The 14,243-nt window shown below is 65.8% G+C and carries 17 protein-coding genes; 16 read left to right on the top strand and 1 reads right to left on the bottom strand.

Annotation, left to right across the window (positions count from 1 at the left end; all coding sequences use genetic code 11):
• Positions 1-25 precede the first annotated feature (25 nt).
• Positions 26-1,003, top strand: a complete 978-nt coding sequence (locus RN01_RS03050; protein WP_024570663.1) for a tripartite tricarboxylate transporter substrate binding protein — start codon at positions 26-28, stop codon at positions 1,001-1,003.
• Here the strand turns inward: RN01_RS03050 and RN01_RS03045 are convergent.
• Positions 976-1,611 (bottom strand): class I SAM-dependent methyltransferase, encoded by a 636-nt coding sequence (locus RN01_RS03045; RefSeq protein WP_024570662.1) that lies wholly within the window; start codon positions 1,609-1,611, stop codon positions 976-978. The genes RN01_RS03050 and RN01_RS03045 overlap by 28 nt on opposite strands.
• Before the next feature lie 262 nt (positions 1,612-1,873).
• On the opposite strand from RN01_RS03045, the gene napE reads away from it, so the two are divergent.
• From napE to RN01_RS02975, 15 genes are all read left to right on the top strand, one after another.
• A complete protein-coding gene (gene napE / locus RN01_RS03040) occupies positions 1,874-2,038 on the top strand; it encodes a periplasmic nitrate reductase, NapE protein (protein WP_011518560.1) in 165 nt (54 codons plus the stop codon).
• A 95-nt stretch (positions 2,039-2,133) separates the two neighbouring features.
• A complete protein-coding gene (locus RN01_RS03035) occupies positions 2,134-2,463 on the top strand; it encodes a chaperone NapD (protein WP_017514415.1) in 330 nt (109 codons plus the stop codon).
• Positions 2,444-4,939 (top strand): periplasmic nitrate reductase subunit alpha, encoded by a 2,496-nt coding sequence (gene napA / locus RN01_RS03030; protein ID WP_017514416.1) that lies wholly within the window; start codon positions 2,444-2,446, stop codon positions 4,937-4,939. Before RN01_RS03035 ends, napA begins: the two co-directional genes overlap by 20 nt.
• A gap of 17 nt (positions 4,940-4,956) precedes the next feature.
• Positions 4,957-5,448 (top strand): nitrate reductase cytochrome c-type subunit, encoded by a 492-nt coding sequence (locus RN01_RS03025; protein WP_017514417.1) that lies wholly within the window; start codon positions 4,957-4,959, stop codon positions 5,446-5,448.
• A gap of 20 nt (positions 5,449-5,468) precedes the next feature.
• Positions 5,469-6,056 (top strand): cytochrome c3 family protein, encoded by a 588-nt coding sequence (locus tag RN01_RS03020; RefSeq protein ID WP_008644358.1) that lies wholly within the window; start codon positions 5,469-5,471, stop codon positions 6,054-6,056.
• A gap of 3 nt (positions 6,057-6,059) precedes the next feature.
• Positions 6,060-6,695: a cytochrome c biogenesis heme-transporting ATPase CcmA gene (ccmA, locus tag RN01_RS03015; RefSeq protein WP_017515684.1), complete on the top strand. Its 636-nt coding sequence runs from the start codon at positions 6,060-6,062 to the stop codon at positions 6,693-6,695.
• Positions 6,692-7,360, top strand: coding sequence for a heme exporter protein CcmB (ccmB, locus tag RN01_RS03010; protein ID WP_017515685.1), 669 nt, complete (start codon positions 6,692-6,694; stop codon positions 7,358-7,360). Before ccmA ends, ccmB begins: the two co-directional genes overlap by 4 nt.
• Positions 7,361-7,364: 4 nt before the next feature.
• The gene (ccmC, locus tag RN01_RS03005) at positions 7,365-8,144 is read left to right on the top strand and encodes a heme ABC transporter permease CcmC (RefSeq protein ID WP_024570661.1); all 780 of its coding nucleotides are present in this window, start codon (positions 7,365-7,367) and stop codon (positions 8,142-8,144) included.
• Entirely contained in the window at positions 8,141-8,287 is a 147-nt protein-coding gene (ccmD, locus tag RN01_RS32755; protein WP_008644368.1) for a heme exporter protein CcmD, read from the top strand. The genes ccmC and ccmD overlap by 4 nt, the downstream gene beginning before the upstream one ends.
• The gene (ccmE, locus tag RN01_RS03000) at positions 8,284-8,733 is read left to right on the top strand and encodes a cytochrome c maturation protein CcmE (protein ID WP_011518552.1); all 450 of its coding nucleotides are present in this window, start codon (positions 8,284-8,286) and stop codon (positions 8,731-8,733) included. The genes ccmD and ccmE overlap by 4 nt, the downstream gene beginning before the upstream one ends.
• A complete protein-coding gene (locus tag RN01_RS02995) occupies positions 8,730-10,772 on the top strand; it encodes a heme lyase CcmF/NrfE family subunit (protein WP_024570660.1) in 2,043 nt (680 codons plus the stop codon). The genes ccmE and RN01_RS02995 overlap by 4 nt, the downstream gene beginning before the upstream one ends.
• Positions 10,769-11,320, top strand: coding sequence for a DsbE family thiol:disulfide interchange protein (locus tag RN01_RS02990; RefSeq protein WP_017514931.1), 552 nt, complete (start codon positions 10,769-10,771; stop codon positions 11,318-11,320). Before RN01_RS02995 ends, RN01_RS02990 begins: the two co-directional genes overlap by 4 nt.
• Complete coding sequence (locus RN01_RS35040) at positions 11,313-12,347, top strand: cytochrome c-type biogenesis protein CcmH (RefSeq protein ID WP_024570659.1); 1,035 nt, start codon at positions 11,313-11,315, stop codon at positions 12,345-12,347. The genes RN01_RS02990 and RN01_RS35040 overlap by 8 nt, the downstream gene beginning before the upstream one ends.
• Positions 12,348-12,446: 99 nt before the next feature.
• Complete coding sequence (locus RN01_RS02980) at positions 12,447-13,532, top strand: AI-2E family transporter (protein WP_024570658.1); 1,086 nt, start codon at positions 12,447-12,449, stop codon at positions 13,530-13,532.
• Between the two features lie 12 nt (positions 13,533-13,544).
• On the top strand, positions 13,545-14,243 hold a 699-nt coding region (locus RN01_RS02975; protein ID WP_039016649.1), incomplete at its 3' end, for a LysR family transcriptional regulator.

Here is a 14,243-nt window from a genome sequence, read left to right as displayed (position 1 = left end):
GACCAAGAGAATATTGGAGACAACGATGAACACCCAGCGACGCCACTTGTTGAAGCTCTCCGCCGCGATGCTCGGCGGCCTCGCGCTGCACCGCCCAGCGTTGGCGCAGACCGTCACCGGCCCGGTCCGCATCGTCTTGCCCTATCCGCCCGGCGGCTCCACCGATGCGATCACGCGCTTTATCGCAGACAAGCTCAGTACCGCGCTGAAGACCAACGTGATCGTCGACAACCGCCCGGGCGCGGCTGGCATGATCGGCGCCGCCGCTGTCGCCACAGCCGCGCCTGATGGCCGCACGCTGCTGTTCACGAACACCGCCCTGATCCAGAGCCCGCTGATCCAGCCCCAGCCGCTGTACAACCCGCTGACCGACTTCGAGGCACTCACGCTCGTGGCGGATGCCGCGCAGGTCCTGGTGGCCAGCGATGCGACCCCGGCCAGGACACTGCCCGAGTACGTGGAATGGGCCCGCAAACATCCCGGCTCCGCCTATGGCAGCCTGGGGGTCGGCTCCACTGGCCATCTGTACGGTGAACTGCTCAAGCGCAAGGCCGGCATCAATATCGTCCATACCGCCTACAAGGGCGATACGGCAGCCATCGGCGATCTGCTGGCCAACCAGTTGCCGGTAGGCTTCGTCTCCACGGTGATGGCCAAGACCTATGGCGATGCCGGCCGGATCAAGGTGCTGGCAACACTGGGCCGGTCGCGCGTGCCATCAATGCCGAATGTACCGACGTTCGCCGAAGCCGGGTTCAGCGGCTTCGAGTCCATCGGCTGGATCGGCATGCTGGCGCCAGCCCGGACGCCGGCGCCACTGGTGCAGCGGCTCTCGAACGAGCTTGCGACGATCATCAAGACACCTGCCGGCTCGAAGATGCTGATTGACAGCGGCATGTTGCCCAGAGGCACGACGGCGCAGGAGTTCGCCGCGTTGCTCCGACGCGACCAGCAGGTCTGGCAGACGCTCGTGGCTCAGTCGGGCATCAAGACCGAAGGATGAGGCACGAAGTGGCAGTACAGGAATGACTGCTTGTGCCCCGCCGGGGTTGTATGGGTCTCCGTGGTGTGCGCGACAAGATCGAACGCGGGGGCGAACTCGGCACGCAGCCCTGCGACGTCGTATCGCGCCACCGGCAGGCCGCTGCACTGCGTGGGCCCGTCCAGCGCGAAGGTGGCGATGATCAGGTGACCGCCAGGCCGGACCGCGCGTCTGGCCTGCGCCACATACGCCCCGCGATCCTCTGACTCAGTCAGAAAGTGAAACACGGCACGGTCATGCCAGAGATCGACGGACGCTTCTGGCAATACTGGCGTGGTGACATCGCCTTCGATCCAGCGCACGCCCGCCGCCCGCGCGCCCAGACGGTCCCGCGCGGCGGCCAGTGCATGGCCGGCAAGATCGACAACCACCAGGCGATGAAATCCCTGTGACAAAAGATGATCAACCAGCGTGGAGGCACCTCCGCCAATGTCAGCGATGGTGGCGTCCGCTGGCAGATCGAGCTTGCGGATCAGGTCGAGTGACAGGGTCGGCGCGGATTGATACCAACTGACCTCTGTTGGCGGCTTCGTCGCGTAGACAGTCTCCCAGTGATCTTTGCTTTGCATGGCTCTACGGGCAATGTGTATGGTTGGGCCGGCAGCGGGCACGGCGATCTCCGTCGAAGGTACCAGAACCACGCTTTTCCATCTTCAGCGCCTTCGCGCAGGCCACGGTCACGAATCAGATCACGTCTTGATATATTCCACCGCTGTCGGAGCGGCGTGACCACCGCGTGTGGCCGCCTTGACACTTCGCTTAATGGTTTCTTTAATAAGTACGCATAACCGGCGCAAAGTCCGGCAAGCCTGTACATAACCAGAGGCCGCTATGCAATCAGGCAGCGTCGAAGATCCCCAACGCAAAACGGAAGAACTGCGCAGCTTCCTGTTTCTGACCGCCGTGATGGTGCCCGTGCTCTCGGTCATCGTCGTGGCCGGCTATGGCTTCATCGTCTGGATGAGCCAACTGATCAGCGGACCGCCAACCCATTGAACATTGCCATTCAGGATTGGCCTTTGGTCCAATGCCCGTGCCATAACAAGGCTGCGAAGCTAGCCTGAGCAGCCGAGAAGCTGGAGTCCCCCGCCATGCCAGCATCAGGAGTGTCCATTCCCATCGTGCCCGTGCCGGCCGGCGAAGAGTGGCATATCGCCGGCATCATGGTGTACGCGAACCCGGAAAAGCTCGATGCCGTCTGCGCGGCCATCGAGGCCATGACTGGCCTGGAGATCCATGCGATCAGTGACGCCGGCAAGATCGTCGTCACCGCGGAAGCACCCAGCTCGCGCGCCATCGCCGCGCAACTCACCTGTCTGCATCAACTCGAAGGCGTCTTTTCCGCCACGCTGGTCTACCAGCACAACGAAGATGCCGCCGCCATGAACGAGGAGATCTCCGATGCCACTCACGCGCCGTGATTTCATCAAGCAGACAGCCATCGCCGCCACGGCCTCGGTGGCGGGCGTCTCGCTGCCGACGGATGCGGCCAATTTCGTGACGGACAGCGAAGTCACGAAACTGAAATGGTCGAAGGCGCCCTGCCGCTTCTGCGGCACGGGGTGCGGTGTGACCGTCGCGGTCAAGGACAACAAGGTGGTGGCCACCCAGGGCGACCCGCTTTGCGAGGTCAACAAGGGCCTGAATTGCGTGAAGGGCTACTTCCTGTCGAAGATCATGTATGGGCAGGACCGCCTGACCAAGCCGCTGCTGCGGATGAAGAACGGCAAGTACGACAAGAACGGCGAATTCGCGCCGGTTAGCTGGGATCGCGCCTTCGACGAGATGGAGGCCCAGTTCAAGCGCGTGCTCAAGGAGAAAGGCCCGACCGCCGTGGGCATGTTCGGCTCCGGCCAGTGGACCGTATGGGAAGGCTACGCCGCTTCCAAGCTGTACAAGGCGGGGTTCCGCTCCAACAACATCGACCCGAACGCGCGCCATTGCATGGCGTCGGCCGTGACCGGCTTCATGCGCACCTTCGGCATGGACGAGCCGATGGGCTGTTATGACGACATCGAGGCTGCCGACGTCTTTGTGCTGTGGGGCTCCAATATGGCGGAGATGCACCCGATCCTGTGGACACGCATCACGGACCGCCGCCTGAGCCACCCCAAGACCCGCGTGGCCGTGCTGTCCACGTTCACGCACCGTTCGTTCGACCTGGCCGATATCCCGGTCATCTTCAAGCCCCAGACCGACCTGGCGATGCTGAACTTTATCGCCAACTACATCATCCGCAATAACAAGGTCAACAAGGACTTCGTCAACAAGTACACGGTGTTCAAGGAAGGCGTGACCGATATCGGCTATGGCCTGCGCCCGGACAATCCGCTCCAGAAGGCGGCCAAGAACGCCGGCAACCCGAACGACTCCAAACCGATTACGTTCGACGACTTCGCGAAGTTCGTGTCGAAGTACGATGCTGACTACGTCAGCAAGCTCTCAGGCGTGCCCAAGAAGCAGCTCGAGCAACTGGCCGAGCTTTATGCCGACCCGAATCTCAAGGTCATGTCGCTGTGGACCATGGGTTTCAACCAGCACACGCGCGGCACGTGGGTCAACAACATGGCCTACAACGTCCACCTGCTGACGGGCAAGATCGCCACGCCGGGCAACAGCCCGTTCTCGCTGACAGGGCAGCCATCCGCCTGCGGCACGGCACGGGAGGTAGGCACGTTCTCGCACCGGCTGCCGGCCGACATGGTCGTCACCAATCCCAAGCACCGCGAGGAAGCCGAACGCATCTGGAAGCTGCCGGCGGGGACCATCCCCGACAAGCCCGGCTACCACGCCGTCCTGCAGAACCGGATGCTCAGGGACGGCAAGCTCAACGCGTACTGGGTGCAGGTCAACAACAACATGCAGGCGGCAGCCAACATGATGGAGGAGACCCTGCCCGGCTACCGCAATCCGACGAACTTCATCGTCGTCTCCGACGCCTACCCGACGGTCACCGCGCTCTCGGCCGACCTGATCCTGCCCACCGCGATGTGGGTGGAAAAGGAAGGCGCGTACGGTAACGCGGAACGCCGCACGCAATTCTGGCACCAGCTCGTAGACGCCCCGGGCGAGGCGCGCTCCGATCTCTGGCAGTTGATGGAATTCTCGAAGCGCTTCAAGGTCGAGGACGTCTGGCCGGCGGACCTGATCGCGAAGAAGCCCGAGTACAAGGGCAAGACGCTCTTCGACGTGCTGTATCGCAACGGTCAGGTCGACAAGTTTCCACTCAAGGAAACCGCCTCCGACTACAACAACTACGAGTCCAAGGCTTTCGGCTTCTACGTCCAGAAGGGCCTGTTCGAGGAATACGCGACCTTCGGCCGTGGCCACGGCCACGACCTGGCGCCGTTCGACATGTACCACGAGGCACGCGGCCTGCGCTGGCCGGTGGTCAACGGCAAGGAGACGCGCTGGCGCTATCGCGAAGGCTCGGACCCGTACGTGAAGGCGGGTACCGGCTTCCAGTTCTACGGCAACCCGGACGGCAAGGCCGTGATCTACGCCCTGCCCTACGAGCCGCCGGCCGAGTCCCCGGACAAGGAATACCCGTTCTGGCTGGCCACGGGCCGCGTGCTTGAACACTGGCACTCCGGCTCGATGACACGGCGCGTGCCGGAGCTGTACCGCGCCTTCCCGAATGCGGTGTGCTTCATGCATCCGGAAGACGCCAAGGCACTGGGGCTGCGGCGCGGGGTGGAAGTGGAAGTGGTCTCGCGGCGCGGCCGTATGCGCACGCGCATCGAAACCCGCGGACGCGACGCGCCGCCGCGCGGTCTGGTATTCGTGCCCTGGTTCGATGCCAGCCAGCTGATCAACAAGGTCACGCTCGACGCAACCTGCCCGATCTCGCTGCAGACCGACTTCAAGAAGTGCGCGGTCAAGATCGTCAAGGTATGAGTACAGGAGGACACGCCATGTTGCCAAGCCGATCCTGGGTCCCCCTGCCCCTGCTGGTCCTCATGCTGGTGGTCATGCTGCTCAGCGTGCCGCTGGCGCGCGCGCAGGGCCTGGTGGACTCGATGCGTGGCCCCACGCCGGTGGCCAGCGAGACCTCTCCGCCAATCCTGTTCCCGACCGAGAACAAGGATATCCGCCGCACCCGCAACTACACGATGCAACCGCCGACGATCCCCCACAAGATCGACAGCTACCAGCTCGACAAGGACTTCAACCGCTGCATGTTCTGCCACGCGCGCACGCGCACGGAGGAAACGCAGGCCATCCCGGTCAGCATCACGCACTACATGGATCGTGACAACAACGTGCTGGCCGAGATCTCGCCCCGGCGCTACTTCTGCACGCAATGCCACGTGCCGCAGGCCGACGCCAAGCCGCTGGTGAACAACACGTTCGTCGATGTGGAGGCGATCCTCAAACGCAGTGGCGGCACCAAGGGTGCCAAATAACCAGGCGACGGTGACCGATCATGTGGGACCTGATCAAGCGCTACTGGCATACCATCAACCGCCCCAGTGCCTACTTCAGCCTGGGATTCCTGACCCTGGGCGGCTTCATCGCCGGTGTGGTGTTCTGGGGCGCGTTCAATACGGCGCTGGAACTCACCAACACCGAGCAATTCTGCACCGGCTGCCACGAGATGCGCGACAACGTCTACCAGGAACTGCAGGGCACGATCCACTTCACCAACCGCAGCGGCGTGCGCGCCAAATGCTCGGACTGCCACGTGCCGCACAACTGGACCGACAAGATGGCGCGCAAGATGCAGGCGTCGAAGGAAGTCTGGGCCAAGATCTTCGGCACCGTGGACACGCGCGAAAAGTTCCAGGCGCACCGGCTGGAACTGGCGCAGCACGAATGGGCCCGCTTCAAGGCAAACGACTCGCTCGAGTGCCGCAATTGCCACGACTACCAGTCGATGGACTTCACGCGCCAGAGCCCGCGCGCGCAGGCCATGCACTCGACCTATCTGGCCAACAAGGAAAAGACCTGCATCGATTGCCACAAAGGGATCGCCCACCATCTGCCTGACATCTCCAAGGCCGAGGAGCAATAGCCTATGGCCGACGCGGTACTGGAGGCCCGCGAGCTTGGCGTCCGGCGCGGCCATTGCGCTATCTTCCGCGGCCTCGGCCTTTCCCTGGCATTCGGCGACCTGTTGCAGGTGATGGGCCCGAACGGTGCTGGCAAGACCAGCCTGCTACGCGTGTTGTCCAGCCTGATGCCACCCGCCGAGGGCGACCTGTACTGGCGAGGCCGCCCGGTGCGGGCCGGAGACCCCGACTATCTTGCGCAGGTTGCCTACCTCGGCCACGTCAACGGCATCTACCCCGACCTGTCTGCTTTCGAGAATCTTCAGTTCGCCGCTCGCATGGCTGGCCAGCAGCCCGATGCGGAAGCCATGCACCATGCACTGGCCCGGTTCGGCCTCGATCGCGTCGCCGATGCCCCGGCGCGCACGCTCTCGCAAGGACAGCGCCGCCGCGTGGCGCTGGCCCGGCTGGCGCTGACGCCACGCGCGCTATGGCTGCTCGATGAACCGCTGACTTCGCTCGACGACGCATCGACCGACTGCTTCCACACGCTGCTCGCCGAGCACCTGCAGCGGGGCGGCATCGCCGTGGTCGCCACGCATCAGCGGCTGCCCGCCGAGGGTGCCGTGCTCGATCTCGCCACAGACGCGGGTTCGCCATGATCCAGGCCATCGGCACGATCATCGCGCACGACCTGTCGATCGCTTGGCGGCGGCGCACCGGGCTGCTTTCCAGCGTGGTCTTCTTCGTCATCGCCACGAGTCTCTTTCCGCTGGCCATCGGCCCGGACCCGCAGCAATTGCGCGCGCTGGCGCCGGGCATCCTGTGGGTATCGGCGCTGCTCGCGTCAATGCTGTCGCTGTCGCGGCTGTTCACACAGGAACACGAGGATGGCAGTCTCGACCAACTCCTGCTGTCGCCCCACCCGCTGGCCTTGCTCGTGCTGGCCAAGATCGGCGCGCACTGGCTGACCAGCGGCCTGCCGCTGCTCGTGCTGACGCCGCTGCTGGCCCAGCAATACAGCCTGCCGGCTGGCTCCGCGCTGCTGCTGTCGGCCTCGCTGCTGGTGGGAACTCCTGCACTTAGCCTGATCGGCGCCGTTGGCGCGGCATTGACGCTGGGCGTGCGCGGTGGCGCGGTGCTGTTGTGCATCCTGGTGCTGCCGCTGTCAATTCCTGTGCTGGTGTTCGGCGCCAGCGCGGGCGCGGCGGCCGATGCCGGACTCGACGTGATCCCGCAATTTTCGCTACTCGGGGCCTGCCTGGCGCTATCGTTGTTCCTGTGTCCGCTGGCCACGGCGGCAGGCTTGCGCATCGCCATGGAGTAACACGATGCAGCGCGACATTTCCCTCGACGCCAACGCCCGTTCCCCACGCACCGCGCGGGCGCGCTGGCTGGCCTTTGCCGCGCCAGTGCGCTTCTACCCGCTTGCCGGACGGCTTGCGCCCTGGTGCTTCGCCGTTGCGGCGCTGTTCCTGGCCCTCGGCCTGTACCTCGGATTCGTGGTGGCGCCCACCGATGCCCAGCAGGGCGAGGTCTACCGGATCATCTTCATCCACGTGCCGGCAGCGTGGATGTCGATGTTCATCTACGTGGTCATGGCGGGCTGGTGCGCGCTGGCGCTGGTGCTGCGCACGCGGCTGTCCTCGATGATGGCGTCGGCGCTGGCGCCCACGGGCGCGATGTTCACGGTCATCGCGCTATGGACCGGGGCACTCTGGGGCAAACCCACGTGGGGCACGTACTGGGTCTGGGACGCGCGGCTGACATCGGAACTGATCCTGCTGTTCCTCTACCTCGGCTACATGGCGCTGGAGGCAGCCATCGACGAGCCCCGTCGCGCAGAACGTGCCTGCGCCGTGCTGGCGCTGGTCGGCGTGGCGAATGTGCCAGTGATCTACTTTTCCGTGCAATGGTGGAACACGCTGCACCAGGGCGCATCGGTCAGCCTGACCGCCGCGCCAACTATGGCGGCCACGATGCTGGCCGGCATGTTGACGATGACGGTGGCGTGCTGGCTGTACGCGATCGGCGTGGCGCTGGTGCGCCTGCGCTGCATCCTGCGCGAGCGCGGCGAGATCGACACCGGCACCCTGGAGACCTTGCCATGAGCACGCTGAATCTCGACATGCTGGCCGGACACGCCGGCTATATCGCAAGCGCCTTCGGCATGACCTTCGTGCTAATCGCCGCGGAACTGATCCTGCTTCGCGCGCGGCGCCGCAACAGCCTGCGGGCAAGGTCGCGCCGATGACGCGCAGGCAACGTCGCCTCGGTCTGCTGCTGGCCGCGCTGCTGTGCGGCGGCACGGCACTGGCATTCGTACTGAATGCGTTTCGCTCCAATCTCGTCTTCTTCTTCAGCCCAACCCAGGTGGCCGCGCACGAAGCGCCGGCATCGCGCAATTTTCGTCTCGGCGGCCTGGTCGCCCCCGGCTCGCTGAAGCGCGATCCAGAAAACCTGACGATCCGCTTCGTCGTGACCGATACACGGCACGACATACCCGTGGTCTACCGTGGCCTGCTGCCGGACCTGTTCCGCGAGGGCAAGGGCGTGGTGGCACGCGGGGCGCTCGATCGCGACGGCACGTTCGTCGCCAGCGAAATCCTGGCCAAGCATGACGAGAACTACATGCCGCCCGAAGCCGCCGACGCGCTCAAACGCGCCGCATCGGACAACCCCACGGAAAAAACGCGATGAATCCGGAACTGGGCCACTTCGCACTGATCCTGGCCATGCTCGTGGCGCTGGTGCTGGCAACGCTGCCGATGGTGGGCGCGGCGCGCGGCAATGTTGCCTGGATGTGCCTTGCACGGCCCGCTGCCTTCCTGCATGGCACGCTGCTGATCGCGGCCTACCTCTCGCTGACATACGCCTTCGTCGACAACGACTTCAGCGTGCTTTACGTGGCGGCGAACTCTAACAGCGCGCTGCCGCTGATCTACCGCATGGCGGCGGTATGGGGCGGCCATGAGGGATCGATGCTGCTGTGGTCGCTGATGCTGGCGCTGTGGGCAATGGCCGTGGCTGGCTTCAGCCGCCGCCTGCCACTGGCGTTCGTCGCGCGCGTGCTCGGCGTGATGGGGGCCATCAGCACCGGACTGCTGCTGTTCGTGCTGTTCGCATCGAATCCGTTCCTGCGTCTGTTGCCCCGCGCGATGGAGGGGCGCGACCTCAATCCGCTGCTGCAGGACCCCGGCATGGTGTTCCATCCGCCATTCCTGTACATGGGCTACGTCGGCTTCGCGGTGGCGTTCTCATTCGCGGTGGCGGCCTTGCTCGAAGGACGACTCGACGCGGCCTGGGCACGCTGGTCGCGCCCGTGGACGATCCTGGCGTGGATGTTCCTGACCATCGGTATTGCGATGGGCAGCATGTGGGCCTACTACGAACTGGGCTGGGGCGGCTGGTGGTTCTGGGACCCGGTGGAGAACGCGTCGTTCATGCCCTGGCTGGCCGGCACCGCGCTGATCCACTCGCTGGCGGTCACCGAGAAGCGCGGCGCGTTCCGCGCCTGGACCGCTCTGCTGGCGATCTTCACGTTCTCGCTGAGCCTGCTCGGCACGTTCCTGGTCCGCTCTGGCGTGCTTACCTCGGTCCACGCATTCGCGGTGGATCCCCGGCGCGGCATCTTCATCCTGACGTTGCTGGGACTGGTCACGGGGCTGGCGCTCGCGCTATTCGCGTGGCGCGCGCCCCGGCTGACCCAGCGCACCGATTTCAACCTGACCTCGCGCGAATCTTTCCTGCTGGCCAATAACGTGCTGCTGGCCGTGGCCGCCTCGGCGGTGCTGCTCGGCACGCTGTATCCGCTGCTGCTGGACGTGCTGGACCTCGGCAAGGTATCGGTCGGCCCCGAGTACTTCGAAGAAGTGTTCGTGCCGCTGATGGCCCCCGCCGTGCTGCTGATGGGCGCCGCCCCGCTGGCACGCTGGGGACGCAGCGACCTGCCCGACATGGCCAGGCGACTGCGCTGGGCGGCCGTGGCAAGTGTGGTCATCGCGCTTGGGCTGCTGGCCGTGCTGCGCAACAGCTCCGCCATGACCGGACTCGGCCTCACGCTGGCCGCGTGGTGCGCAATGAGCGGGCTGGCCAGCCTGGCCACGCAGATGCGGCACGCGCGGGACTGGCGCTCCGGCCTGCGCCAGTTGCCGGCCGGCTACTACGGCATGTTGCTGGCCCACATCGGCGTGGGCGTGTTCATCACCGGCGTCACGCTGGTCAAGAGCCAGGAGAGCGTGCGCGAGTTGTCGATGCGCGTGGGCGACTCGGTCGCGGTGGGCGGCTACGATTTCCGCTTTGACGGCGTAGTGCCGGTCAGGGGACCGAACTACGATGCGCTGCGGGGCACAGTCACGGTGACGCGGCAAGGCCGTCCGGTCACCACGCTCGCCACCGAGCGGCGCGTCTACCGCAGCCAGGACATGCCGACCACCGAGGCCGCCATCGACACCGGGCTCGCACGCGATCTCTATGTGGCGCTCGGCGATTCGTCGGATGCCACGTCCGCCGATGCCCGCTGGGCGCTGCGGGTCTACGTGAAGCCCTTCGTCTCGTGGGTCTGGGGCGGCTGCGCGTTGATGGCGCTGGGCGGGCTCCTTGCCGCCAGCGACCGCCGATATCGCGCGCGCCATCCGGCGATGGCGGTCACGTCTGCGGTCACGGCCAATGACGATGCGGGGGCTCGCCCCGCCACGCCCCCGCTGACGCTGCCAGCCGGCAAGGAGTCCGAAGCATGATGCGCTTCCTGCTTCCATTGGGCGTATTCCTGGCGATCGTGATCGCCCTGGCGGCGGGGCTGCGCCACGATCCACGCGAGCTGCCTTCGTCGCTGGTGGGCAAGCCTGCGCCTGCGTTCGTGCTGCCGGTACTCGAAACCTCTGCAAACGCCAACGCGCAAAAATTCGACCCGGCCAGCCTGCGCGGCAAGGTCTGGGTGTTGAATGTCTGGGCGTCCTGGTGCACCGCGTGCCGCGCCGAGCATCCGGTCCTGCTCGGCATGGCCGGGCAGACGCAGGTGCCGCTCTATGGACTGAACTACAAGGACACGCGCGGCGCGGCGCTGGAGTGGCTGCAACGGATGGGCGACCCCTACAAGGCCTCGGCCGTCGATGCGGATGGCCGCGTCGGCATCGACCTCGGCGTGTACGGTGTGCCGGAGACCTTCATCATCGACGCAGCGGGCGTGGTGCGCTATCGCCAGGTCGGCCCGGTCACACAGCAGGTCCTTGAACAGAAGCTGCTGCCACTGCTGAAATCGCTTGAGAACGGGGGCAGCCGTGCCTAGAACCTGGCTCTCCACGCTGACCCTGCTGATCGCGCTCCATGCCGGGGCAGCATTCGCGCTGACGGATGCGGAACTCGACGCGCGCGTGCTGGCGCTCTCCTCGCAGCTTCGGTGCCTGGTCTGCCAGAACCAGACACTGGCCGATTCGAACGCCGATCTGGCCGTCGACCTGCGCCGCCAGATCCGGGCCCAGATGGTGCAAGGGGCCAGCGACGATGCGATCAAGACCTATCTGGTCCAGCGCTACGGCGACTTCGTGCTCTACAAGCCGCCGTTCAAGCCACAGACGTGGCTGCTGTGGCTCGGCCCCTTCCTCCTGCTCGTGGCGGTGCTGGCCTGGCTCTGGCGCGGCAGGCGCCGCCAGATGGCAGCGGGCGATGCCGTGGCGGAGACAGAACGGGACATGCAATCGCCCGCGCGCCGCCAATCGCTGCTGACCAATGCGATGCTGTTTACCGTGTTGCCACCGGTGGCCGTCGCGCTGTATCTGCACCTGGGCTCGCCAGTATCGCTGCTCGGGTCTGCGGTGGCGCACGATGGACCTCACGGCCCCGATGGCGAGGTCACCCTGACGGCGGCCCGCGTCGAGGACATGGTCGACCAGCTCGCCGCGCGCCTGCGCAGGAATCCGAACGACGCCGAGGGCTGGGTCATGCTGGGGCGTTCGTACACCGTGCTCGAACGCAACGACGACGCAGCGGAGGCATTCGCTCGCGCGGTAGCGCTGGAGCCGAAGGTGGCGTCGCTGCGTTCCGACTACGCGGACGTGCTGGCCAGCGTCAACGGCGGATCGCTGGAAGGCCCGGCGATGGCACAGATCGACGCCGCGCTGCGGCTCGACCCCGACGACCCGAAGGGGCTGGCGCTGGCCGCCAGCGCCGCGGCCGAACGCGGCGACAAGGCTGGCGCGATCGCCTACTGGGAGCACCTGTACCGGCTGCTGCCCCCGGATTCGCAGACCGCCGGCCGGATCGCCGCCAATCTGGCGGCCGCCCGGTCGGTAGCGGAGCCCGGACAGCGCAAATAGGGCCATTCACGGCCGTGCGGCCACACCGGGGCACATGTCACGGGTGGCGACCTCACGGCATCGTAGAATGGCTGCTGGCTTGCGCTTAAGGATTCCACCATGGCCGAATCACCCGGTCTGTATCACAAGACGTTCCTGTTGTTGCTCGCGGCGGTCTCCATCGCGTTCTTCTGGATTCTGCTGCCCTTCTATGGCGCTGTTTTCTGGGGCGCCGTCCTCGCCATCATCTTCGCCCCGTTGCAACGGCGCCTGACGGCCGGGCTGCGTGGGCGCAACAACGTGGCCGCGCTGCTCACACTGCTTCTGGTGCTGGTGCTGGTCATCCTGCCGCTGACGATCATCACCGCCTCGCTGATCAACCAGGGCGCCAGCCTCTACGACAGCATCCGCTCGGGCCAACTGAATTTCGGCGTGTACTTTCAGCGCGCCGTGGACGCCCTGCCGCCCTACGTGCGCACGCTGCTGGCAAAGGTGGATCTGACCAGCATCGCGGACTTGCAGGAAAAGCTGAGCGCCAGCGCATTGCAGGCCAGCCAGTTCGTGGCCACGCGGGCACTGAGCATCGGCCAGAATACGGCCCAGTTCGTGATCAGCTTCGGCATCATGCTGTACCTGCTGTTCTTCCTGCTGCGCGACGGCCCTCGGCTGTCCCGCAAGATCCGCACGGCCGTGCCGCTCAGCGATTTGTACAAGCAGCACCTGATCCAGAAGTTCACCACCGTGGTACGCGCCACCGTGAAGGGCAACGTGGCTGTGGCACTCGTGCAGGGGACACTCGGCGGCGGCATCTTCGCGGTCCTTGGTATCCAGGGCGCGCTGCTCTGGGGCGTGATCATGGCGTTCCTGTCGCTGCTGCCCGCCGTGGGCGCAGGCCTGATCTGGGCACCCGTCGCGGTCTACTTCCTGCTGACCGGCTCGACGGTCACGGGCCTGGTGCTGATTGGGTTCGGCGTGCTGGTGATCGGCATGGTCGACAATGTGCTGCGCCCGATCCTGGTTGGCAAGGACACCCAGATGCCGGACTACGTGGTGCTGATCTCCACGCTCGGTGGCATGGCGCTGTTCGGACTCAACGGCTTCGTCATCGGGCCGCTGATCGCAGCGCTGTTCATCGCCTGCTGGGACCTGAACGCGCACGGTATCGACGAGAACGGCGATATCGGCAGCAACGGCCCCACCGCCTGACGGAGAACGACGGTGGATCGCCTGCAGGCCATGAAGACGTTCGTGACCGTGGTGGATACCGGCGGCTTCACGCCCGCCGCCCGGAAGCTCGACGTGTCGCTCTCGGTGGTCAGCCGCGTCATCACCGAGCTGGAGACACACCTGGGCGTGCGCCTGCTCACACGCACCACGCGGCTGGTGCGCCCGACGGCAACCGGCGCCACCTACTACGAAAACTGCCGCCGCATCCTGGCCGAGATCGAGGAAGCCGAGCTTGCCACCACGGGCGCCCATGCCGCGCCGCGTGGCAAGCTGTCGATCACGGCTTCGGTCCTGTTCGGGCGTCGGTTCGTCACGCCGATCGTGGTCGAGTATCTGCGACGCTATCCGGAAGTCGATGCCGAATGCCTGCTGATCGACCGCAACGTCAATTTCGTCGAGGAAGGTATCGACGTCGGGGTCCGCATCGGCCCACTGCCCAGTTCGTCGTTGCAGGCCATCCCGGTCGGTCGGGTCCGCCGCGTGGTCTGCGCCGCGCCTGACTATCTGGCCCGGTTCGGCACGCCAGCCACGCCCGACGATCTTGCCCACCACACCGTCATCCAGACCACGGGTATCTCCACCCTGCCCGAATGGCGCTTCATGCGCGATGGGGAGACCGCGCCGACGCGCCTGACGCCGCGCCTGGCCACCTCGACCAACGACTCGGCCATTGGCGCGGCGGTTGCGGGC

This window comes from Cupriavidus sp. SHE, assembly GCF_000812445.1.
In the GTDB taxonomy this organism is placed as follows: Bacteria; Pseudomonadota; Gammaproteobacteria; order Burkholderiales; family Burkholderiaceae; genus Cupriavidus; species Cupriavidus metallidurans.
This window is presented reverse-complemented; position numbering and strand designations above follow the sequence as displayed.